The sequence below is a fragment of the Maridesulfovibrio frigidus DSM 17176 genome, from assembly GCF_000711735.1.
GTDB lineage: Bacteria > Desulfobacterota > Desulfovibrionia > Desulfovibrionales > Desulfovibrionaceae > Maridesulfovibrio > Maridesulfovibrio frigidus.
Genome location: NZ_JONL01000005.1, coordinates 114,065 through 134,625, shown reverse-complemented (window position 1 = coordinate 134,625; position 20,561 = coordinate 114,065). Strand labels below are relative to the sequence as shown.

General features: G+C 42.2%; 18 protein-coding genes. 13 read left to right on the top strand and 5 right to left on the bottom strand.

Annotation, left to right across the window (positions count from 1 at the left end):
- Positions 1–313 precede the first annotated feature (313 nt).
- Positions 314–1,018 (top strand): DnaA N-terminal domain-containing protein, encoded by a 705-nt coding sequence (locus BR06_RS0111280; RefSeq protein WP_031483008.1) that lies wholly within the window; start codon positions 314–316, stop codon positions 1,016–1,018.
- A 157-nt stretch (positions 1,019–1,175) separates the two neighbouring features.
- On the opposite strand, the gene BR06_RS0111275 is transcribed toward BR06_RS0111280, so the two are convergent.
- Complete coding sequence (locus BR06_RS0111275; protein ID WP_031483006.1) at positions 1,176–2,441, bottom strand: molybdopterin molybdotransferase MoeA; 1,266 nt, start codon at positions 2,439–2,441, stop codon at positions 1,176–1,178.
- Positions 2,426–3,061, bottom strand: coding sequence for a molybdenum cofactor guanylyltransferase (gene mobA / locus BR06_RS0111270; protein ID WP_034603000.1), 636 nt, complete (start codon positions 3,059–3,061; stop codon positions 2,426–2,428). The genes BR06_RS0111275 and mobA overlap by 16 nt, the downstream gene beginning before the upstream one ends.
- 432 nt (positions 3,062–3,493) lie before the next feature.
- Here mobA and BR06_RS0111265 point away from each other — a divergent pair, with 432 nt between their 5' ends.
- The 11 genes from BR06_RS0111265 to BR06_RS0111215 all read left to right on the top strand — a co-directional run bounded on the left by BR06_RS0111265 (position 3,494) and on the right by BR06_RS0111215 (position 16,603).
- Complete coding sequence (locus BR06_RS0111265) at positions 3,494–5,641, top strand: acetate--CoA ligase family protein (protein ID WP_051677028.1); 2,148 nt, start codon at positions 3,494–3,496, stop codon at positions 5,639–5,641.
- Positions 5,642–6,706: a phosphotransacetylase family protein gene (locus tag BR06_RS0111260; RefSeq protein ID WP_031482999.1), complete on the top strand. Its 1,065-nt coding sequence runs from the start codon at positions 5,642–5,644 to the stop codon at positions 6,704–6,706.
- 394 nt (positions 6,707–7,100) lie between these two features.
- Positions 7,101–8,354, top strand: a complete 1,254-nt coding sequence (tmcD, locus tag BR06_RS0111255) for an electron transfer complex subunit TmcD (protein ID WP_031482997.1) — start codon at positions 7,101–7,103, stop codon at positions 8,352–8,354.
- Between the two features lie 18 nt (positions 8,355–8,372).
- Complete coding sequence (gene tmcC, locus BR06_RS0111250; protein ID WP_031482995.1) at positions 8,373–9,032, top strand: TmcC family electron transfer complex membrane anchor subunit; 660 nt, start codon at positions 8,373–8,375, stop codon at positions 9,030–9,032.
- A 26-nt stretch (positions 9,033–9,058) separates the two neighbouring features.
- The gene (gene tmcB, locus BR06_RS0111245; protein WP_031482993.1) at positions 9,059–10,375 is read left to right on the top strand and encodes an electron transfer complex ferredoxin TmcB; all 1,317 of its coding nucleotides are present in this window, start codon (positions 9,059–9,061) and stop codon (positions 10,373–10,375) included.
- A gap of 13 nt (positions 10,376–10,388) precedes the next feature.
- Complete coding sequence (tmcA, locus tag BR06_RS0111240) at positions 10,389–10,793, top strand: acidic tetraheme cytochrome c3 TmcA (RefSeq protein ID WP_031482991.1); 405 nt, start codon at positions 10,389–10,391, stop codon at positions 10,791–10,793.
- Positions 10,794–10,935: 142 nt separating this feature from the next.
- Complete coding sequence (locus BR06_RS0111235; RefSeq protein ID WP_031482988.1) at positions 10,936–11,562, top strand: DUF502 domain-containing protein; 627 nt, start codon at positions 10,936–10,938, stop codon at positions 11,560–11,562.
- Positions 11,563–11,620: 58 nt separating this feature from the next.
- Positions 11,621–13,270, top strand: coding sequence for a glycosyltransferase family protein (locus BR06_RS0111230; protein WP_051677026.1), 1,650 nt, complete (start codon positions 11,621–11,623; stop codon positions 13,268–13,270).
- Between the two features lie 76 nt (positions 13,271–13,346).
- On the top strand, positions 13,347–13,700 hold the full coding sequence (locus BR06_RS0111225; RefSeq protein WP_031482984.1) for an Hpt domain-containing protein: 354 nt from the start codon (positions 13,347–13,349) through the stop codon (positions 13,698–13,700).
- A 153-nt stretch (positions 13,701–13,853) separates the two neighbouring features.
- The gene (locus tag BR06_RS0111220) at positions 13,854–14,399 is read left to right on the top strand and encodes a chemotaxis protein CheW (protein WP_031482982.1); all 546 of its coding nucleotides are present in this window, start codon (positions 13,854–13,856) and stop codon (positions 14,397–14,399) included.
- A gap of 383 nt (positions 14,400–14,782) precedes the next feature.
- Complete coding sequence (locus BR06_RS0111215) at positions 14,783–16,603, top strand: response regulator (RefSeq protein ID WP_031482980.1); 1,821 nt, start codon at positions 14,783–14,785, stop codon at positions 16,601–16,603.
- 116 nt (positions 16,604–16,719) lie between these two features.
- Here BR06_RS0111215 and BR06_RS0111210 read toward each other — a convergent pair whose 3' ends face one another.
- From BR06_RS0111210 to BR06_RS0111200, 3 genes are read right to left on the bottom strand one after another with little or no spacing between them, the layout of a single operon-like run.
- Positions 16,720–17,331, bottom strand: coding sequence for a MarC family protein (locus BR06_RS0111210; RefSeq protein WP_031482978.1), 612 nt, complete (start codon positions 17,329–17,331; stop codon positions 16,720–16,722).
- Positions 17,332–17,341: 10 nt separating this feature from the next.
- A complete protein-coding gene (locus tag BR06_RS0111205) occupies positions 17,342–17,995 on the bottom strand; it encodes an L-fuculose-phosphate aldolase (protein WP_031482976.1) in 654 nt (217 codons plus the stop codon).
- An 11-nt stretch (positions 17,996–18,006) separates the two neighbouring features.
- On the bottom strand, positions 18,007–19,245 hold the full coding sequence (locus BR06_RS0111200) for a M48 family metallopeptidase (protein WP_031482974.1): 1,239 nt from the start codon (positions 19,243–19,245) through the stop codon (positions 18,007–18,009).
- 276 nt (positions 19,246–19,521) lie between these two features.
- Between BR06_RS0111200 and BR06_RS0111195 the strand changes: the two genes are divergently transcribed.
- The gene (locus tag BR06_RS0111195; protein WP_031482972.1) at positions 19,522–20,511 is read left to right on the top strand and encodes a tetratricopeptide repeat protein; all 990 of its coding nucleotides are present in this window, start codon (positions 19,522–19,524) and stop codon (positions 20,509–20,511) included.
- Positions 20,512–20,561: the final 50 nt, after the last annotated feature.

Genomic DNA, 20,561 nt, shown 5'->3' with positions numbered 1-20,561 from the left:
TAGACCTGACAAACAGGTTGCTCTGGCAGGATAAGGCATTTTGCATGAAAATGTATTTTGGACTTGTTTTGTTATTTCAATTTATTTGTATGTTTATGCTTTTTTGAGTTTTACGTAATTAGACTATCTTGTGTTGTATTACTTTTATTTATTCAATGTACAAGGTTGGTTACAGTCTCTACTCCTGTTTGGGAGTGGAGACTTTAACTTGTTTGCACTTTTTGAGCTTAAAGTATAATGATTGCATCCAGTTTTGATTTGTCGAATCTTGGCCTTTTTGATTTCAACCGGGACAAACTTCCAGGGATAGGGAATGAATTCCGAATTGTGGCATTCCATCAAGAAAAAATTAAGAATTCGCATTAATCCGATTTTGGTCCGGGTATGGGTTGATCCCTTATCCGCTCATTATGAAGATGGTGTGGTTCAAATTACTGCGCCTAATGAATTTGTCATGAACTGGGTAGAGGAACATCTGCTTAGCTCTATCAAAGATGCTGCTCAGGAAGTTCTTGATGAGGACGTAGGCATTACGATTGCGGTGAGAGAGAATGCAGAAAAGGAGCCTAGCGCACGAGAATTTCTGACGGATGTCTCGGCTTATTACGCTGTTGATGATATCGTCGATTGCATTAACCGTTTGCGGGACCTTGTTCGCACCCGAACAGTTATTATGCAGATTGAGAAACGAGAACATCAGGGCTTGTCTGAAGAGCCTGATCTACTTCTCGAAGACCAGAGTTTCGATGCAATCTTAGATGCCGTGTTAGAAGCTTTTTCTGTGGATTTTAGAGAGATAATGGTGCAGGAAACTGATCATGCGGAACTCGCTAGGCGTGCTCTGTATTACCTTTGCTTTCGCTATGATATTCCGCCCGAAGAGGTTGCTCTTAATATGGATTGTACTGTTTCTGAAGTTAAGCTCGGAGCTGCAGAACTGGAGAGAGAAATTTCTTTTGCCGTCGATAACGGTGAAGATTTAGATGAGCTTCTAATGAGACTGTTTCGCAAAGAATAATATTTTTGTTGTGAGAAAATTTTAAAAGGGGTGACTAGTAATAGTCATCCCTTTTTTTTGTTTTTGCATAGGTGTTTTTAAGAGGCATGTAGCTATAATGTCGGGTGATTTTTTTGATTCTTCCTTGTACTTTAATATCTATATGAGCGAGCTTAGTTTATTTCATTGTGAGGACTTCAACAATGCTACCTGCTTCTGTATTGTTTGATCCGGCAGGACTTATTATTATTGCGTTTGCCAGACACATAGCTCTACGAGAAGATAGTTTGCTGTGATCGATAGGAACCGCTTTTACGATGCCGTTTTTTGACTCCAGTCTGCACGGTATGAGCTTTTCGCGTCCTTTGCTTACTCTTATGGAGTCTGCAAGAATTGCGGTGGTTGTTTCTGTTTTTTCAGGCTGTCCGAGCAAAATGTTTATGACGGGTTTTATTATCGAGTGGAAGGCTAAATGGACAGCGTTTGGCGGCCCGGGGAGTCCTATAATGGCTGTATCATTCATTTTGAAAGCGAAAATTGATTTTGCAGGATGCATGGCCAGTCCCTTAAATAAAGGCTTGCCTCCTCCATCATATATAGAGTTGAAAACGAAATCTCTATTACCCGGCCCTGTTCCTCCGGTAGTAATTATGAGGTCGCAGTCAGAGTTCTCTTTAATAGCTTTGGCTATCGCTTCAGGTGAATTTTCACATGGAGAAATTTTAACGGGTCCTGTTCCATTCGATTCGCATAAACCTTTGACAAGAATAAGGTTGTCAGCGGGGATAAGCCCATCCTTGCATGTTTTAGATGGATCACAAAGCTCATTACCTACAGCTAGAACTGCTACTGATGGAGCTACGCGGGCCCTGATGTGATATTTTCCGGTGTACGCTAAAAGAGCAGCTGTGCAGGCTGAAATAAGTTCGTTTTCGGAAACAATAATTTCCGCATTAAGAATGTCAGACCCCTCTTTGCGAATAAACGGGCCACTCCCTACCGGAGTGGTCACTGAAATTTTATCTTTAAAAATTGAAACGTTCTCAAATGGGATAATTGCGTCTGCGTGGTCTGGGATGATTCCACCTGTCAGTATCTTTGTGGCGCTGAAGCTTTCTGACTGGATAGATTTTTCAGGTTGTTCCTCAATCTTTGATGGCGAAGGTCTTACTTCTCCCGAAATAGTGAAAGTCACCGGGGATTCTACGGATGCTGTAGCAGTCAGTGCGCTCGCTATGGCGAAGCCGTCCATGGCGGAACGGTCGTGTTCGGGCATGGACACGTCGGAAAATATGGTTTCAGCGGAGACACAATCGCAACTTTCAGCAACAGGAATTAACTGCTCGGTAATAGGCGAAAGCTGTTTTTCAATAATTGCCAGAGCTTGTTGTCTAGTTATTTTCTTTGGGAAAGGTGAATTGTCTTTTTTTATATCTTTTTGCATTTTTCAGCTCTCTCACACGCTTTGGTAAGTTCGTCAGGCGTATTTACATTGATGAAAGATTCTAGGTTTTGATCATGTTCCTGGAGTGTTGCAGCGTCTACTGTTGTCACTTTTACATTTGGAAAGAATCTGATGATTTGGAAAATATTATTATTAAGGTTCTCTTCTATGTAAGGTAGGCACCGTTTCGAATATATGGCGCATAGCGGCTCGTATCTTTTATTTGCGTGCATGGGGATCAGTACGTCGTCTTCAGGAGTCAGAAGTGCGAGCATCTTTGTGACAAGGTCTTTTTGCAAGAAGGGGGAATCGCAAGCTGTTATGAATACATGATCTGTTCGGGAGTGGCTTAACGCAGCGTGCACGCCTGTAAGAGAGCTTCTACGATCGTAGATATCGCCTTCAAGCCTTACCTTTAAATTCGAGTGATTTTCGGGCGTTCTAGTTATTACAAATGTTTCGAGGAAAAGCCCCGATAGCTGCCGGATAATTCTCTCTACAATTTTTTCGCCGGAAATTTCAAGACAGGACTTATCCAGATGACCCATCCGGCTTCCTTCGCCACCAGCTAATATGGCTGCGCTAATATTTTTTTCTGCAAGTAACTTTTTGGACGGCATAGGTATTTTTCGTGTCGTAAAGGGTTGTCTCTAATTTAAGACTTGTTAATATATTTTGCTTGAACCTACTTTTCTTTTCGGTACGTTATATTGTCATTGCCATAAATGAATCAGCAACGCCACACCGTTTTCAACTCCGTAAAATTCTATCAGTCTCACCGTATGTTTGATTTTCAATTATTGTGGAAACGCAATGCTTAGTTTATAGTGAGCTAATTATTTATGATATATTTTGGCCTGATTAGACGTTTGGATGTAATTTTTATGAAATTTATCTCTATTCCAGCGGGAAGTGGTGCGTTCAATTCTTGCCATGATCATCGTACTCTGACTATATTCGTTCTTTGCAGGGATCAAATGACAGGCTTTGCACTTTTTTAGGGAACGCACATCCCCCCTTGTCTTAACAATTTAGGGGGTTCGGGAGAAAGTTTGGATAGTCTTTTCACTCCATCATCGATAGCCGTAATCGGCGCTTCTGCTGTTTCCGGCAAAATTGGAAATACGATTTTCACGAATCTTCAAAATGCCGGATATAAAGGTGAGCTATATCCTGTGAATTCCCGTGGGGAAGATATTTGCGGCTTAAAAACTTTTAAAAGTGTGTCTGACATAGATAAATCTCTGGATCTGGCTGTAATTGCCGTTCCTCGTGATGCTGTGCTTTCCGTTTTTAAAGAACTTATTGAAGCCGGAGTTCGTTCCGTAATAGTTGTTTCAGCCGGTTTTCGTGAAGTTGGCCGGGAGGGATGGCTTCTTGAGGATGAACTTGCTGCTCTGGCTACAAAACACAAAATAAATTTATTGGGACCAAACTGCCTTGGGCTGATTAATTCTGCCGGAGGGGTTAACGCTTCCTTTGCCACAGGAAACCCGCTGCCTGGTTCTACGGCTTTTTTCTCGCAGTCCGGAGCTTTGTGTGTAGCAATTATAGACTGGGCTCTTGGTTCCGGGGTCGGTTTTTCCAAGTTTGTAAGTCTTGGCAATAAGGCTGTGATAAATGAAGCATCAATGCTCGAATATCTGGGCAATGATCCATCTACCAAAGTCGTATTAGGTTACGTTGAAAACATTGAGGATGGGCGTGGGTTCATGGAGCAGGCTGTTAAAGTTTCCATGAAAAAGCCTGTCATAATGATGAAGTCCGGAATAACTCCAGCAGGAGCACGAGCAGCGTCTTCACATACGGGAGCTATTGCCGGATCGGATCAAGCATGTGACGCCGCATTCAGGCAGTCTGGAATTATCAGAGTAGATCGACTCGAAGATCTTTTCAATCTTGCAAAAGCTTTTTCTTGTCAGGAACTGCCGCATGGTCCGAATCTCGGTATTATCACTAATGCCGGTGGTCCCGGTATTCTTGCCGCGGATGCTTGTGGTGAATCTAATTTGCGCATGCCTTCTTTTTCGTCTGAAACAATAGCTGAATTACAGCCGATGCTTCCCGGGTATGCTTCTATTTTTAACCCTGTTGATTTGTTGCGGAAAGCGGATGCTGATCGTTTTCGTCAGGCCATGAAAGTTGTGGGGCAGGACCCTATAATTAATAGTCTGTTGGTCATCGTTTCTCCTTCTGAAAATATGAATCTTAATAAGGTTGCCGAGACCGTTGCCAGCTGCGCTGCGGACATAAGTAAGCCTGTTTTCTGCTGTCTTATGGGGCGTAAAAACAGTGAAGAAGCTAGAAAAATTTTCTCCGCAGCTGGGATTCCAGTTTATGATTTTCCGAAGCAGGCGGTCCGAGCCATGGACAGCATGTACAAGTATGCTATCTGGAAGGGACGCGCTTCGAGAACATTCGAAGTCCCAGATCGTGATTTAGACGCGGCAAGGGAAGTCATTGATGCTGCTCTTAAGTCTGGTCATTCTGAGCTTGTAGAATTTCAGGCCCGCGATATTGTCACTGCATACGGTTTGCCTACTCCTGAATCGGATCTGGCTCGTTCCGGCGATGAAGCTGTCATTTTAGCAGAAAGGCTCGGTTTTCCTGTTGTCTTGAAGATTGCGTCTCCTGATATTTCGCACAAGTCAGACGTGAACGGGGTTTGGCTTGATTTAAATAGTGCTGATGAAGTTCGCGATGCTTTTTGGCAGATAACTGCGCAGACGCAGAGGCTTAGACCTGATGCGTATATTGCGGGTTGTCTTGTGCAGCAGATGGCTTCTAAGAATGCTCGTGAAGTTATTATCGGTTTCCGTAGAGACGACCAGTTCGGGCCGTTGTTAATGTTTGGATTGGGCGGAGTTTATGTTGATATTTTAAAGGATATCTCGTTCCGTCTTGCACCGCTTTCTATTGAAGACGCTGCAGACATGGTGCGTGAGATTCGTTCTTATATGTTACTGAAAGGAGTCAGGGGCAGTGAGCCTGTTGATTTCGATGCAATAACTGATGTTTTAATCAGAATGTCTTGTCTGGCTGATGATTTTCCTGAGATATACGAAGCCGAATTCAATCCTGTGCTTGTGAGTTCGGAGGAAGCCCTTGTTGCTGACGCCCGGATGACAATTTGCGAATTGACTTCCCGCAGGAAAGAAGCGGATATTATTATAGATGAAGATTTTTCAAAGGAGGCATAAATGGTAGGGATTTATATAGGATCAACAACTGGCTATTCAGGTAAAAACCTTTTGGCTATGTCGCTCGGGCTGAAGTTCCGCAACAGCGGGCTTAATGTCGGGTATATGAAACCTGTCGGTGCTGTTCCGCATATGGACGGGAATAGACCCGGAGATGCCGATGCCGCCTTTATTCAAGAGGTGCTTGGGTTGGAACAGGACCCTGCAAAAGTTACTCCCGTTCTCGTTACCAGAGATTTCACCATAAAGGCTTTTACTGAAGATCTGGGTGACCTTAAACCTTCTATAGTAGAAGCGTATGAAGAACTTAGTCAGGATAAAGACGTAATGATCATCGGAGGTTCTGGTAGCTTTCTGAGCTCCGGAACTTACTGCGGTGTGAGTGGACCTGCTGTTGCTAGTGCTCTTGGGGCTAAGACTATCCTTGTGGATAGATATTCTAAAGAATTTAAATATGACTATGTCCTTCGTGTTCAGCAGGAGCTTGGAGATGACTTTCTTGGTGTAGTTTTTAACGATGTTCCTGAACATTATATGGATGAGCTTAAGTCTCTGCTTGTGCCTTTCCTTGAGAAACAGGGTGTGAAGGTTCTGGGTATTATCCCTCGTGATCCGCTCATGGGTGCAATTAAAGTTAGTGATCTTGCTGAACGTTTGTTCGGGAAAATTATTTCAGCTCATACCAAGGCAGATAGAGTCGTTGAGAACTTTTTGATCGGTACAATGCAGGTCGAAAACTTCATCACTCACTTTAGGCGCCATAAGAATTCAGCCGTTATCGTCGGCGGTGACAGGGCAGATGTTCAACTTGTTGCGCTTGAGGGCAATTGTCCGTGCCTTATTTTAACTGGTAATCTTTACCCTAATGACATCATCCTGACTCGCTCTGAGGTCATGGAAATTCCGGTAATTGTTGTTCGCGATGATACTTATTCTGTTGCGAAAAAGATGGAAGCAATTCAAGAGAGTTATAAGCTTAGAGATATGATTAAAATTAATCATGGAGCCCGTTTAGTTAATTCTGAGCTTGATTATGACTATATTTGCGAAGAATTGGACCTATAATAGTATACCGTTATACTCTGAATAAAAATATATATCTCCCGTTTTTGTTAAGATTTTAGTGGTGTGATATTTGGAATAGTAGCAATCTAAACATCTTAATTATATGATTTTATATGTAGGGCAATTGCAGTTTTTAACTGTAATTGTCCTATTTTTTTGAGGAGAATTAGAGAGAGAATCCTGTCGGTTGCTATTGTCCTGTTTTCTAAAATATGCGATTTAACCTCCAGTAATAAGTTCACATGGGTCTTTGGATTTGTGCGATTAGGTTTGTTCCGACCAAGAGATGTGACTAGATTTGGTTAGAAAACAGGGTGCATGGCACCCGAAAAACCGAGCATGATTTGGCAAGTGTTGGCGGACACACCAAATTTTCGGAATGAGGAGGCATAAGATGCCTAATGCGTCCACGTGGGATTGGAATCCCGGTAGGCGAGAGGTCCAAGACGTTAGCTCTTGGTCCAGTAAATTTGAGTGGGTGGAAGAATTCCACGCTAGCTCTGACGGAGAAAAGGTCGGAGCGGTCGTAAAGACTGGCGATATGGAATTCACTGCTTGCGTTAACGGAAAGGTTTGGGATGAGAGATATGATAGGGTTTTTTACCTAAAATTTTCTCCAGATAGCAGACTTACCGGTATCGTACAGCAGGAAGGAGAATGGACTTTGTCTGTTGATGGAACTCATTGGCCTGAAATGTATGGCTATATATGGGGCACAACATTCGGTCCTGACGGTTCTATAGTCTGCGCTGTTCAGCAGGATACAGAATACGGAATGGGCATAGACGGAGTTCTTTGGGAAAACTTTTTTGCAAATGCTAATAACTTTGCATTGGGTGACGACGGCAAGAGTACTGCCGCAGTCGTCCAGGTTGCTCCCCTAGCTCAGGCTGATATTGAGACCTTTCAGAAAGGTATCTATTCCGTTGCTGTGAACGGTAAAGCTTGGGATAAAGTCTTCATGAACTGTTACACTCCCGTATTTGATCCGAAGTGTGAAAAGGTGGCGTGTCAGATTCGAAAAACACTCTACGATTACACTATCGCGATTGACGGGAAGATTTGGCAACGTGAATTTCAGTGTGTGTGGGATCCTTGCTTTAACCCTGCAAGTGGAGCTGTTGCTGCGCCTGTCCGTTTAGGTGGTAAATGGGGTATGGCTCAGGATGGCGAAGTTATCTGGCCTACTAAGTTTGCTCAGTGTTGGCACCAGCAGTTTAGTGCAGATGGTAGCAAGCTATGGGCAATAGTTGCACCAAAATTTGGTTCTTTTACTGTTGCTGTAGATGGAACTCCTTGGAGCATAACTTCTCCAGTTGTTATTGACCTTGCTGTAAGTCCTGATGGTAACCGCGGAGCTGCTCTCGGAAAAGATGGTACTGCTTATTCTGTTCTTTGTGACGGAAAAGTTTGGCCTACTTCCTATGAAATGGCTTGGAAACCTGTTTTCAGTGCTGACAGTACAAAGGTTGCCGCTAAGGTTGAAAAGAACGGACGCTTTACCGTTGTTCTTGATGGAAAACCTTACGGGCAGGACTTTGACCAATGTTGGGAGCCTGCTTTCAGCCCTTGTTCTACTAAGGTACTTATCCGCGCGATAGATGGCGGAAAGTTTGTCCGCATCGTAGCTGATGTGAGCGAATTCTAACAGCCGGAGGCAATGCGCATGAACACTCTTTATGCATTCGTAGTAGGCCCTCTGGCGTGGATCGCCTGGGGCGTGTTTCTTATCGGTTCCATATTCAAAATGGTTTCAATGTATAAGCTTGCAAAAGCTAAGGACGGATCGTCCTTGCATTACATGAGTTTTAAGTACGGAATGCGTTCCATTCTGCACTGGCTCAATCCATCTGGAGCCCTTGGTTGGCAGAGTAATCCTTATACTACTCTGGTAACTTTTGTTTTTCACATTTGTCTTGTCATTGTTCCTTTGTTCCTTATGGGACACGTGGTTCTCTGGGATCAGTTTTTTGGCATCAGCTGGCCAACACTCCCGGATACTATTGCCGACATCATGTCCATCGTACTCGTAGCATGCTGCGTATACTTCGGTCTTCGCCGCTGCTTGCAGCGTGATGTTCGTTTCTTAACTACCGGTAAAGATTGGGTCGCTCTAGCCATTCCGGCTTTGACAGTCCTCTTCGGTATTCTGGCATATCACCAGATCGGAAACGACAAGGTAATGCTTGTACTACATATCCTTTGCGGAGAAATCATGCTTGTCAGCATTCCTTTCTCCCGCCTCAGCCATATGTTGTTCGGCTTCTTTACTAGAGCCTACATCGGGTCTGAGTTCGGTGGCGTTCGCCACTCTAAGGACTGGTAACCAAAGTCCCTACAAGGAGTTTTCAAATGACATTTGACAGGAAAATTGAGGATGCCGGGCTGAATCGGGGCGTATCCCGCCTGACCCCTCAGCGCATCGAAAATACTCTCAGGCAGGTTCTCGAAGGAGAAACTGGAGCCAAGCTGAAGTTGTATGCAGAAACCTGCATGCGTTGCGGTATGTGCTCTGATGCTTGCCATTACTATAAATCAAATGACGATGATCCTTCCTACTCTCCTGCAGGTAAGGTTCATCAGACACTTGGCGAAATATTACGCAAAGACTGTAAAGTCAGTCCTGAGTTTGTCTACAAAATGGCTCAGATTGCTTACACAGAATGTAACCTATGTCGTCGCTGTATTCATTACTGTCCACTTGGTATTGATACTGGTTATATCATCAGCATGGTGCGCCGCATGTGCCACAAGCTGGGTGTAACTCCTCAGTATATCCAGGATACCGCTCACAGTCATTCTGCTACAATGAACCAGATGTGGCTTAAAGATGACGAGTGGATGGATACCTTGCAATGGCAGGAAGATGAAGCCAGAGACGAAATGCCTAATCTTCGCATTCCTTTAGATAAGGAAGGCGCGGACGTATACTACTCCGTTATTGCTCCTGAGCCTAAGTTCCGTACTCAGCTCATTTATCAAGCCGCGTATATTATGAACGAGGCCGGGGTTGATTTCACCATGCCGACATCACCTGGCTGGGATAACTCAGACATGTGTATGTTCACAGGCGACTTTGAAATGATGGGTCGTTTAAAGAAACGTCATTTTGAATCAGCTCTTGATCTCAAGGTTAAACGCATCGTTATGGGTGAGTGTGGACACGCATTCCGCTCAGTATATGATCAGGGTAACCGTTGGGATGCATGGGATATGTACCCTATTGAAGTAGTTCACTCTGTTGAATTCTTCTGGGAATTATTTGAAGCAGGCAAAATTAAGCTGCGTGAAAAATTCCAAGAACCGATTACTATACACGATCCATGTAATATCATCCGCGGACGCGGTTTGATGGAACAGTCTCGCAAACTTGCTCACGCACTTTGTGATAATGTGGTCGAAATGCACCCTAATCTCGAGCATAACTACTGTTGTGCTGCTGGTGGCGGTGTTATCAACTGTGGGCCTCCGTTCAAGAATGTCCGTATGAAGGGGAACAGGATTAAGGCCGAGCAGCTTAAAGCTACTGGCGTTAAAACAATCCTTGCACCTTGTCACAACTGCCACGGTGGACTTGAAGATTTAGTTCACTATTATGAACTGGGCATGGACATTAAATTCTTCGGTGATCTTATCTATGATCTCATGGAAAAGCCTGAAGTGGAATAGGAGGACGATTACAATGTTAAAACGAGTATTCACTATTGCGGCCGTTGTCGCCTGTGTCTTTCTCTACATGGTGCCCGCATTTTGTCAGGATGAAATCACATTCCTGCAAGATCCTGCATTCGTGCATCCAACACGCCCTGCCGCGGTGTTCGCTCATGATGAACACAACGAAAAGGCTGGAATTGAAGACTGTGCCGCTTGTCACCACGTGTGGGAAGACGGTAAGCTAGTTGAAGATGAAAGTTCCGAAGATGAGAAATGTTCTTCCTGTCATCAGGTTAAGCCTGAGTCTGGAAAAACAGGACTTCGCAACGCTTATCATAAGCTATGTTCAAACTGTCATATCGAAAAAGATTTAGGTCCTGTTACTTGTGCCGGTTGCCATCCAAATGGTGGAGCCGCTCCTTCAGGTCACTAGTTCGAACTTCGTGTAAGTTAGTAATAAAAAGCCGCTTCTCCATATGGAGGAGCGGCTTTTTTCGATGAGATAGCCTAATCGGCTTGATTAGTGGCTAAAAGAGACAGGATAGGATAATTGCTTTTTTAGAGGAGGGGTCTTTATGAAAGCATTTATTGAATTTATCAAATCTTCCGTGATGGGTGGTTTCTTTGTTTTGCTGCCAATTTGTCTTATTGCTTACCTTGTTTTTGAAGGGGTTGAAATGTTTATGGCCTTTTCGGATGCAATGACTGAAGCCATAGGTCTTGACGGGCCGCTCTATCATGCTCTGATTCTCGCAGCCGGAGTTTTGATTATTGTTTGCATATGCTTTGTAGTTGGCATGCTTATCAGAACCAGAGCTGGCGGATATTCTGTCGGGTTGCTTGATAAGTTGTTAACTAAAGTTCCCATGTTTACGCTTATCAAGAGAATAGTTGATCAGACAAGTGGAGCTGGGGCTGAAAATTTTGCTCCCGTTTTATTTTCTCTTTCAGCTGGAGAGATGTCCGTGTTCGGTCTTTTTATTGAACGTAGCGGAGAGGATATGGCCGTGGTGTTTGTTCCATCTTCACCGGCCCCTGGCGTTGGTCATGTTGTGCAGGTTCCATATGAGAATATGCAGTTTTTAGATGCAAGTCTTATTTCTTCTATGGATGGCCTCATGAACTGGGGCAATGGTCTGGGGAAGGCTTTTGCCACGGTTAAGGATAAAGAAAAGCTAGCGAATGGGAATGGTCTTGTTTAACGTTTTCTATTACTTGAATAACTTTAAAGTTAAAGATTATTAAGGTATATATTTCCTTATGCAAAAGATATTTTTAGTTAATTGCCGCAAGCCCATGGTCGATGTTTTTAAAGCCTCTGGGCATGAAGTCTATTCACTTTCTACGTCAGAGCGAGAAGTCGATGTACATTGTGAGCTTGCGAAAATCGGGTTTGTTCCTGATATTATTTTGCAGCAGGAGTCTCTGGGTAGCAGAGTTTTTTTACGTGGATTGTCATCGGTTGATTGCATAAAGTTATTTTGGTCGGTTGATACGCATATGAATATGTATTGGCATGGCTTATATGGTTCAATGTTTGATGGCGTGCTTACTACTCAGAAGAAGTATGTTCCTTTATTAGAGAAAGTTTGCACTGCAAAAATTTGCTGGGTTCCGTGGATGGGAGGACGGCTTGGTCCTGAGACTGGAACTCAGGAAGGAGTTATCCCTTACAGTAAGCGCGAACATGATATGACCTTCGTTGGACGTGTGTCACCGCAAAGACCTTCTCGGCAATGGTTTGTGGATTTTTTAAAGAGCGGGTACGACTTGAATATGGTGGACGGGCTCAGTGTTTCGCAGATGATGACCCTTTATAAGCAAACCCGCATTGTGCCGAACGAAGCTTTGTTCGGAGAAGTTAATTTTCGTTTGTTTGAAGGAGCTTCATGTGCATGCGCAGTGGTCACTCCATATGTCGGAGAGGAACTTGGAGAGCTATTTGAAGATGGTAAAGAAATTGCCGTTTACAAAGATGTTCTGGAACTGAAAGATATTCTTGATCGTTTTATCCGTGACTCTAAGCTTGCAGCATCTATGGGGCTTGCTGCGTATGAGCGTGTTTTGCGAGATCATATGCCGGCTAACCGCATGGCAACAATTTTAGATTTCGCAAAAGGTCTTTCAGCGCAAACTATTGATTGTGCTGAAAATGATTTTTTATACTATCAGGTTCAGGCCGCTTTAGGCGAAACAGGACAAGCGTCCCTTTTATGGGAAGATATCATTGGCGGTTTAAGACGTGGCCCTGACGGGATTATCAAAGATACTGCATTACTGAGGATCTTTGTTAAGGGGCATATGGATAAGGAATTTATGGATGTAGTCCGCTCATATTTGAATAGTGGAGATGGTGCTGATGATGTTCGCTTTAACATGTCGGCTTCTATTGGTAGCAGTAGGGTTGGTAATTGGGATTTAGCTAAACACTTTTGGTATCGTTATCAGAATAGTGTGCGGCCCAATGAATTTGAAAATCCCGCAGATGAAGTTAATCTGCTTATGCTTTGGGGGCGAGAGCTTTCAAGGGCGGGGATAAATATAATGCCTGGGGTCGCATTTAATGAGGATAATGATTTTCCTGCGTGTGCAGCTCATTGTTATTTTGTAGCTCTACGGTTAGACTCAAAAAATATAGAAATATATAAGCGTCTGGATTCCTTGTTTGCCGGAGTTATGGGCGCAGAATACATGCGGCTTGGTTTTTTATCTCACTTAACCTTACATCACCCAGAAGATTGGAGAATGAGCGCGGATCTTGGACTCGTTAATTTGAAAATTTTCCGCTACGATGAAGGGGTTGCTGAATTGAAGGTTTCTAAAGAGGTAGCAATTAAAGGTGGTTGCGAGAGATTTTGGATCAAAAAAATAGGCGGGTTCGGAAGGTTATTAGAAATAGTTAATTATTGATTAGTATGTTATTGGTACTAACTAGTACTCATTGGTAAATTGTTAAATTTTGACATATTATAAACGGTAATTAATTATGAATTCTGATGAAATATTCAATGCTTCTGCTTTTTTGTATCATCTCGGAGAAGATAGGGAACTTGGTATTGAGATTTTGAAGGTATATCTTTCAGATGCTCCTGAACGTGTGAGCTCTCTTTCAAAGGGTTTTGAAGAGAATGATATTGATCTGGTTGTTAAGTACTCTCATGCTTTGAAAGGTATCACGGCTACCATTCGTGCCCCTCGTCTTGCCCAGATTGCAGAGGCTACTGAGGTGGCTGCACGGAAAGGGGATATTGAAGAGAGCCGTAGTTATTTTTTAAGCATTGAAAGCGAGTTAGAAAAGCTTTTGGCCGTTTTAAAAGAATATTTACGTACAGGTTTATGATTTCCTTTAGTTAGTGGGTTATGTTAAAAGAACTATTTTTATGTGTATAAAAAAATAACTTTAATTAGAGCTAGATGATTTTTTGTATTTTTATTATTGTAAACTATATTTACAGCGGATTTATTAACCTTATTTAAATAGAGTAGGTGCAAGATGGGCGATGGAATGAACAGCACGATGAATCAGTATCTAACATTTACGTTAAACAAAGATATCTATGCTCTGGATATCTCTAGTGTTAGAGAAGTGCTAGAGTTGACGCCTATAACAAGGATTCCCCGGACTCCTAAGTTTATGCGCGGAGTAATTAATCTCCGTGGGCATGCTGTACCGGTTGTCGACATGCGATTGAAATTCGGTATGAGCAAGACAGAAGACACAATTAATACTTGTATTATTATTGTGGAAGTTCTCTTTGATGGAGACAGCACCGTTATGGGCGCATTAGCTGATTCTGTTAGAGAAGTTATTGAGCTCACTGAGGATATGATTGAAGAGCCGCCTAGAATGGGAACTACTATCAAGACAGATTTCATTCGCGGCATGGGTAAGCAGGGTGAAGATTTTGTGATCATCCTTGATATTAATAAAATTCTTTCCGTGGAAGAGTTAGCGATGCTTAGAACCGTAAATCAGGATTCTTCATCTGAAGCAGTTCCTGAGATTAATCCTGATCAGGGAATGACGCTAAGTCTTTAAATTGAGACTTGTTTAATAGTCTTACTCTTTTCTCCACAGATATAAAACCTGCTCTTCTTATTTGAGGGCAGGTTTTTTGTTGTCTAAAAATCAATATATTGTGTTACGATTGCTATAACTCTTGCTATATAAGGTATGGTCCAATATAGTAGTGTGCAAGTCTAAATTATTTCCAGATTGTTAGAAACGTTAATTGTCTCATAATATAAACTGACACTATCCGAGATTATATAGTTATGCATCGTTATTTTTACTTAATTCTACTTTTTATATGTATTTGTGGGGCTTACATCGCAGGAGCTCTACAAATTCTACACCCAATGATATCTCTGGTGTGTGTTTTGGGCGTGGGGGTAGTCTCAATTTGTGGAATAAATAGGTTTATGGCTAGGGCCGATAATGATTTAAAAAAACAGAACAGTTTTTACTCATCAGTTTTGGATTGTTCAGATGTTGGTTTATATCGAGCAAATATTGATGGAGAATGCGTTTTTGCAAATGACATTTGTAATAAGATTGCTGGTTGTGTCTCAAAATTACAAAAAAGCGATAGTGGATCCTTAAAGGGGCCTTTTTGTGTTGACCCTGAATCGCGCAGGGTTTTTATGGATCGTCTTTTTTCAGAGGGTGAAGTTCACGGTTTTGAATCGCTGGTTCCTAATGTAAGCGGAGAACCTTTGCATATTGCAGAAGATGCAAAGTTACTTTTGGATGAATATGGCCAGCCTGCTGGAATTGTTGGTGCTGTCAGAGATGTTTCAAGTTTTAAGAATATCGAAAAAGAACTTTCCCTTCAAAAAGAATATCTAACCGCTGTTATGGATAATTCCCCGGAAAGTGTCTTTATTGAAGATTTCGACGGTAATTTTTTAAAGGTTAATAAGGTCTTCGCTAAATATGCGGGAGTTTCTGATCCCACCCTTTGTGTCGGGAATAATGTTCGTACTTATCTTCCCCCCCATTTGGCCTCAACTATTTTAGAGGATATTTCTAATGTAGCTGCAACCGGAGTTGATAGTCATTTTATGCTACCTGCTAAGGATAGTTATGGAAATACTATTAATTTGGCTGTCCAGCATTCGCTGTTGAAAAATGACATGGGTAAACCTGTTGCAATTATAGGGTATGCCAGAAATATGGATTCTCTCGCTGATAATAGTGCGGTCAGCTTCTCGTCTTCTGAAGTTCCTTTTTCTATGAGCAGTTTATGTCACGAATTGAGGACTCCATTTGTAGGTATTATAGGGAGCTTTAAGGCTTTAACCCGCGAAGAATTACCGCAAATTGCTAAGGGATATGCAGCCAAGGGCTTGCAATCGGCAGAAAGATATATGAGTGCATTGAACACTTTATTACATGCTTTTTCTGGAGAAGATGATACTGAAAATGATAACGGTTTTTTTAATCCGGCTAGAGCTTTTTCAAAAAATTTAGATATTTATACTCCGACCATAGAACTTGACGGGCGGAGTATTTATTTTATTACATGTGAGAACTTACCTGAAAATATGCAGGGAAATGGGCGTGGTGTGTCTCGTGCTATTTTTGGTTTGTTGAGCAATGCTATGAGTCTTCTTAAGGGGAAGGTCCTTCGCGCCGGAATTACTGTCAAAAATATTTCTGGCAGGGAAGCTGATTTCTGTTTCTGGGTTGAAGACCCCTTTGGAGACAGGGACTCTCTCGACGTGGGGAGTCTTTCAGAATATTTTAGAGATACTGTCGAGAAGATAGGTGGCAAAATAAATTTTGGGTCGGAAGTCGGAGCATCATTCGGATTTGAGCTGAAGGCGCTGATTATTGATGAAAAAAGAATCGATGAATGCATTACGGAAAATTCTATTAAAAGTATCTTGCTTGCCGAAGATGATATGAGCAGTCAATTTATGCTGCGCAAAAAGCTCGAAAAATGGGGATATGTTGTACGTACCGCTTCGACAGGATTTGAGGTTCTTAATTGCTTGAAGGAAGATGACTGCGACTTGGTTCTCATGGATATTCAGATGCCTGAAATGGACGGATATGATGCTGTGAAGTCTATTCGTAAAAATGAGGCAGGGGATAAGCGCATTCCTATACTTATGATGAGTGCCTATGCTGGAGATGGAGATTTCGACAAATTGTCCTCTTTAGGGATTGATGAGTATATTTCAAAGCCGATTGATATGGTCGTGTTGAAAGATATGATAGCCAAATATTTTGACTAAAATATGAAAGATTATCTCAAGTTTGCTCAATTTTATTTCTGTGAGATGCCATTTCATAAGTTTTTATAAGAATGTGAGAGTTCCGTCTCTTCAAAATATATTCATGCAGCCGCAGGCTATTTAGAGAGCACATTCCGAATATAAAATTCAATTCCGTCCTCAAGCATCTGGACTGAAAGAAGAATCAGGATTAGCCCCATAAGCCTTTCACAGGCCCTAAGTCCGCGTTTGCCTAAGAAACTGGCTAACGTAGGCCCTATCATCATTATTCCGAAACAGACAGACCACGCGAGCATCACTCCTGATAGCACTGTAGCGTCAGCGTTTCCCTTGGAACCGTAAACCATTACTGCGGCTAAAAGCGAAGGTCCTGCGAATAGAGGGACAGCAATAGGGACAATGAAAGGATCTTTTTCTGCGGAAATTTTCAATTTGTCCGGCTGCGGGAAAACCATTTTCATGGAAATGATGAAAAGGATTACACCACCTGCAATACGTAATGTTGACTGGTGGATGTTGAGCATTTTCATAAGCCCAGCGCCGAGGTACATAAATAAGATAATTATACCAAGAGCGAATAGCAGTTCGCGGAATAATATTTTCCGCTGACGGCTAGGCGAAAATTCTTTTAACATGGACAGGCATGTAGGAAGATTCCCCAGAGGGTCCATTATGAGGATCAGTGGGAAAGCTATTTCGATTATTGCACGTAAAGTTTCAGTCTGCATGGAGTGATTCCTATTTATTTCCGCCAGCCTGACCATACGTCGAAAACTTTTGGATTACTTTTTCCATTTCGTCGTCGGGCACTATCACCGGCTTTCCTACTGAAAGAGCTTGGATGTAAATTCTTGCTATAAGTTCAAGTTCTTCCGCAGCATCAAAAGCATTTTGTATGCGTGCTCCTACAGTAATCAATCCATGATTTGCAAGCAAAACTGCGTTGTAATTTTCAATTGTATCAGCAACATTTTTCGCTAGCTCCGGTGAACCGAAGGTTGCGTATGGCGCGAGAGGAACCTTCTTGCCTGCAAATCCAACAAGGTAATGAACAGCTGGAAGTTCTATGTTCAGACAAGCTACAGTTGTAGCATATACTGAATGAGTGTGAACCACGGCGTTAATATCCGGGCGTTGGTTGTAGAGGACGGTGTGAAATCCAGCTTCACTTGAGGGGGAGGTCCTTGAATCATGAAGGTTGCCATCGAGGTCCATTACAACAACGTCAGCTGGGGTTGCATCTAGATAGTTAAGACCGCTGGCACTTATTGCCATTAGCCCCTTTTCTCTATTAAAAATACTTAGGTTGCCGCCTGTTCCAGTAGTTAGCCGGGCTTCAAGCATTTTGCGGCCATATTCTACGACAGAGATTCTTTCTTTTTCAAGAAGCATCTTAAATGTCCTTATATTTTTTGAGATTTCAAATTCTCAATGCGCTTTAGAACTGGAGGATGACTGTATTCGAGCCATACATAAAACGGGTGTGGCGTGAGGTTTGATAAGTTGCTGACCGAAAGAGTCTTTAAAGCACCAATTAATGCATAAGGATTCTTCGTAGTTGCGGCGGCAAAGTTATCGGCTTCAAACTCATGCTTACGCGACCTGGCGCTTGAGAATATAGAAAGCACAATTGATACAGGTGTGTAGAGAAGAGCGAAGAATATCAATCCTGCGTGAATAGATATGTGCTGCATCCCAAATGCTGCAAATAATTCTTTATTGCCAAGGAAAAATGACATTAATAAGAAAATAAGTCCTGTGTTGATCATACTCATGATCATCATTTTACGGACATGTCCAAGCTTGCTATGGCCGATTTCGTGAGCAAGAACTGCGACTATCTCATCAGTAGATAGTTCGTTGATTAGGGTATCAAATAGTGCGATGCGCTTCTTTTTGCCGAATCCGGTGAAGTAGGCATTGGCTTTGGTGGACCTTTTGGAACCATCGATCATGAAAATGCCCGAAATTTCGAATCCATTAGTCGTCGCAAAATTTTGAATTTTATCTTTGAGTTCGCCTTCTTCAAGCGGAGTAAATTTGTTGAACAGAGGGAGTATTAGAGTCGGAGCTAAATACTGAATGGCGAGAGTTACAACTACAATAAAAATCCAGCACCAAAGCCATGCAAGCTGTCCTGCTGCGCTGAAAAAGATGAGTATTCCGCTTAAAAGTATTCCACCTATGATTCCACCAAGAAGATATCCTTTGATTTTGTCTACTATAAAAGTTTTAAGGTTGGTTTTATTAAAACCGAACTTTTCTTCGATTACAAAAGTTTGGTAGACAGAGAATGGCATCGAAAGAATGTCACTTAAAATGGCAAGCCCTGCGAAAAAGATTAGCCCGGTAACTACTTCTCCATAACCGAAGCCGGCTGCCCAGATGTCTAGAGCATTAAATCCACCCCAGACAATGAAAAGAAGGGTAACAGTAGTCATAAATGAGCTTGTTACATTCTCAAATCCTATTCCTGCTTTGGCATAATCTTGAGATTTACGGTATTTTTCAGGGTCAAATGTTGTTTTGAATTCTTCAGGGAGTTCTAGAGATAGGGCGCCGCGATTAAGCTGGCGAGAAATTATCCCTAAAAGGCATGCTCCAGTTAGAGAAAATATGATAATGATAAAATAAATGTTCATTTTGAGTCTTTAGTTTTTGTTATATATTTATGAGGGGCGTAAAAGTACCTTTTAGGCTTTAAGGCGTCAATCAACTAGATTTACGTAGATGTACTAAGGATAAGTGGTAAAATACTGATTTTCATAGGTTCTAGTTATGATTCTTGACAATTTTAAGTAGAGAGGAAACAATTAAAAAATCTTGTTTAAACGTATTTAAGTACTTTCTGCTTATCGCTGGCTAAAGTGAGCATAGTGAGATATTGTTTTTTGAATTAATTTGAGGGGAAGGGCTGTATGAGTGTACCAAAGACTATTAAAGAGAATATTGCGCGCGCCAAGGCTTATGGTTTGCGTAAAGATTATCTGCGCTCTCTTTACGCCCTCAGTATTTCTCTTGAGGAGTTAGCTGAAAGTCAGATTTTCGGGCGCGAAAAATTTGAAATTGAAATTTTAGTAGACGAAGTTTTTCGTCAGCTTCTGGCCATGGAAGAGCTGAAGAATATCCTTCCACGTGGTTTGAAGTATTCGCGTGGTAATGAAAAGCGTTTGTCTTTAGTTCTTCGTAAAATTCATGATACGATAAAGAATGCTATTGAGAAAGCTGCTGTCGATAAGATGAGAAAGCAGAAAAATCAGATAGATAAATATATTCTGACAGGTCAGAAATTCCTTGAGGAAAAGGATTCTAAGTCCGCTAAAAAATATTTCCGTAGAATTACTGAAGCTTTTCCGGAAGAGCATGGGTTATTGCAGGATGTAGGTGGCAGGTTTGTTAAAGCCGGCTTCCCTAGTGATGGCATAGAATTCCTTGAAAGGGCTATTACGCAAACTCCATCCGACAGCCGACCTTATATTTCCTTGCTGCTTGCTTGGGAAACCCTTGCTGAACAGGACAAAGCTCTTTCAGTTATCAAAGATATTGTGCGCCGTTTTGGTGCTAATGAAAGTATTTTTGTGCGGCAATCTAAGTTGTTTCTTGGGAAACGAAAGTATGCTGAGGCCTATGATGCGGCAGCTGCTGCGCTCAAGCTTAACCCGCTAAGTCGTGAAGGGAAGAAAATTTCTGACCGCTTAGGGCCTAAAATTTTCGGACGAGGCTATAAACCTGGTTCAACTTCTAGAGATATAAAGTCCGCAAATGCTAAGTCAGCAAAGGGTGGAGGATCGAAGGCCGGAGCAATTGATCTTAATTTAGGTGGCGGATCCAGTGCTCCTAAAAAAACAACGAAAAAGCCCGCCGCTAAGAAGCCCGCACCGTCGAAAGCAATCAAACTGGATTTCTAGCGGGGTAATCGATCTTCGCAAATATAAGATTCTTCAACATACTAGTTTTT

Bases quoted from the DNA above. Each gene is read 5' to 3' on its own strand.
- BR06_RS0111260 (WP_031482999.1), top strand. From the start codon at position 5,642: ATGGTAGGGATTTATATAGGATCAACAACTGGCTATTCAGGTAAAAAC.
- BR06_RS0111210 (WP_031482978.1), bottom strand. From the start codon at position 17,331: ATGCAGACTGAAACTTTACGTGCAATAATCGAAATAGCTTTCCCACTG.
- tmcA (WP_031482991.1), top strand. From the start codon at position 10,389: ATGTTAAAACGAGTATTCACTATTGCGGCCGTTGTCGCCTGTGTCTTT.
- BR06_RS0111220 (WP_031482982.1), top strand. From the start codon at position 13,854: ATGGGCGATGGAATGAACAGCACGATGAATCAGTATCTAACATTTACG.
- BR06_RS0111215 (WP_031482980.1), top strand. From the start codon at position 14,783: ATGGCTAGGGCCGATAATGATTTAAAAAAACAGAACAGTTTTTACTCA.
- BR06_RS0111225 (WP_031482984.1), top strand. From the start codon at position 13,347: ATGAATTCTGATGAAATATTCAATGCTTCTGCTTTTTTGTATCATCTC.
- BR06_RS0111280 (WP_031483008.1), top strand. From the start codon at position 314: ATGAATTCCGAATTGTGGCATTCCATCAAGAAAAAATTAAGAATTCGC.
- BR06_RS0111235 (WP_031482988.1), top strand. From the start codon at position 10,936: ATGAAAGCATTTATTGAATTTATCAAATCTTCCGTGATGGGTGGTTTC.
- BR06_RS0111275 (WP_031483006.1), bottom strand. From the start codon at position 2,441: ATGCAAAAAGATATAAAAAAAGACAATTCACCTTTCCCAAAGAAAATA.
- tmcC (WP_031482995.1), top strand. From the start codon at position 8,373: ATGAACACTCTTTATGCATTCGTAGTAGGCCCTCTGGCGTGGATCGCC.
- BR06_RS0111205 (WP_031482976.1), bottom strand. From the start codon at position 17,995: ATGCTTCTTGAAAAAGAAAGAATCTCTGTCGTAGAATATGGCCGCAAA.
- mobA (WP_034603000.1), bottom strand. From the start codon at position 3,061: ATGCCGTCCAAAAAGTTACTTGCAGAAAAAAATATTAGCGCAGCCATA.
- tmcB (WP_031482993.1), top strand. From the start codon at position 9,059: ATGACATTTGACAGGAAAATTGAGGATGCCGGGCTGAATCGGGGCGTA.
- BR06_RS0111200 (WP_031482974.1), bottom strand. From the start codon at position 19,245: ATGAACATTTATTTTATCATTATCATATTTTCTCTAACTGGAGCATGC.
- tmcD (WP_031482997.1), top strand. From the start codon at position 7,101: ATGCCTAATGCGTCCACGTGGGATTGGAATCCCGGTAGGCGAGAGGTC.
- BR06_RS0111230 (WP_051677026.1), top strand. From the start codon at position 11,621: ATGCAAAAGATATTTTTAGTTAATTGCCGCAAGCCCATGGTCGATGTT.
- BR06_RS0111195 (WP_031482972.1), top strand. From the start codon at position 19,522: ATGAGTGTACCAAAGACTATTAAAGAGAATATTGCGCGCGCCAAGGCT.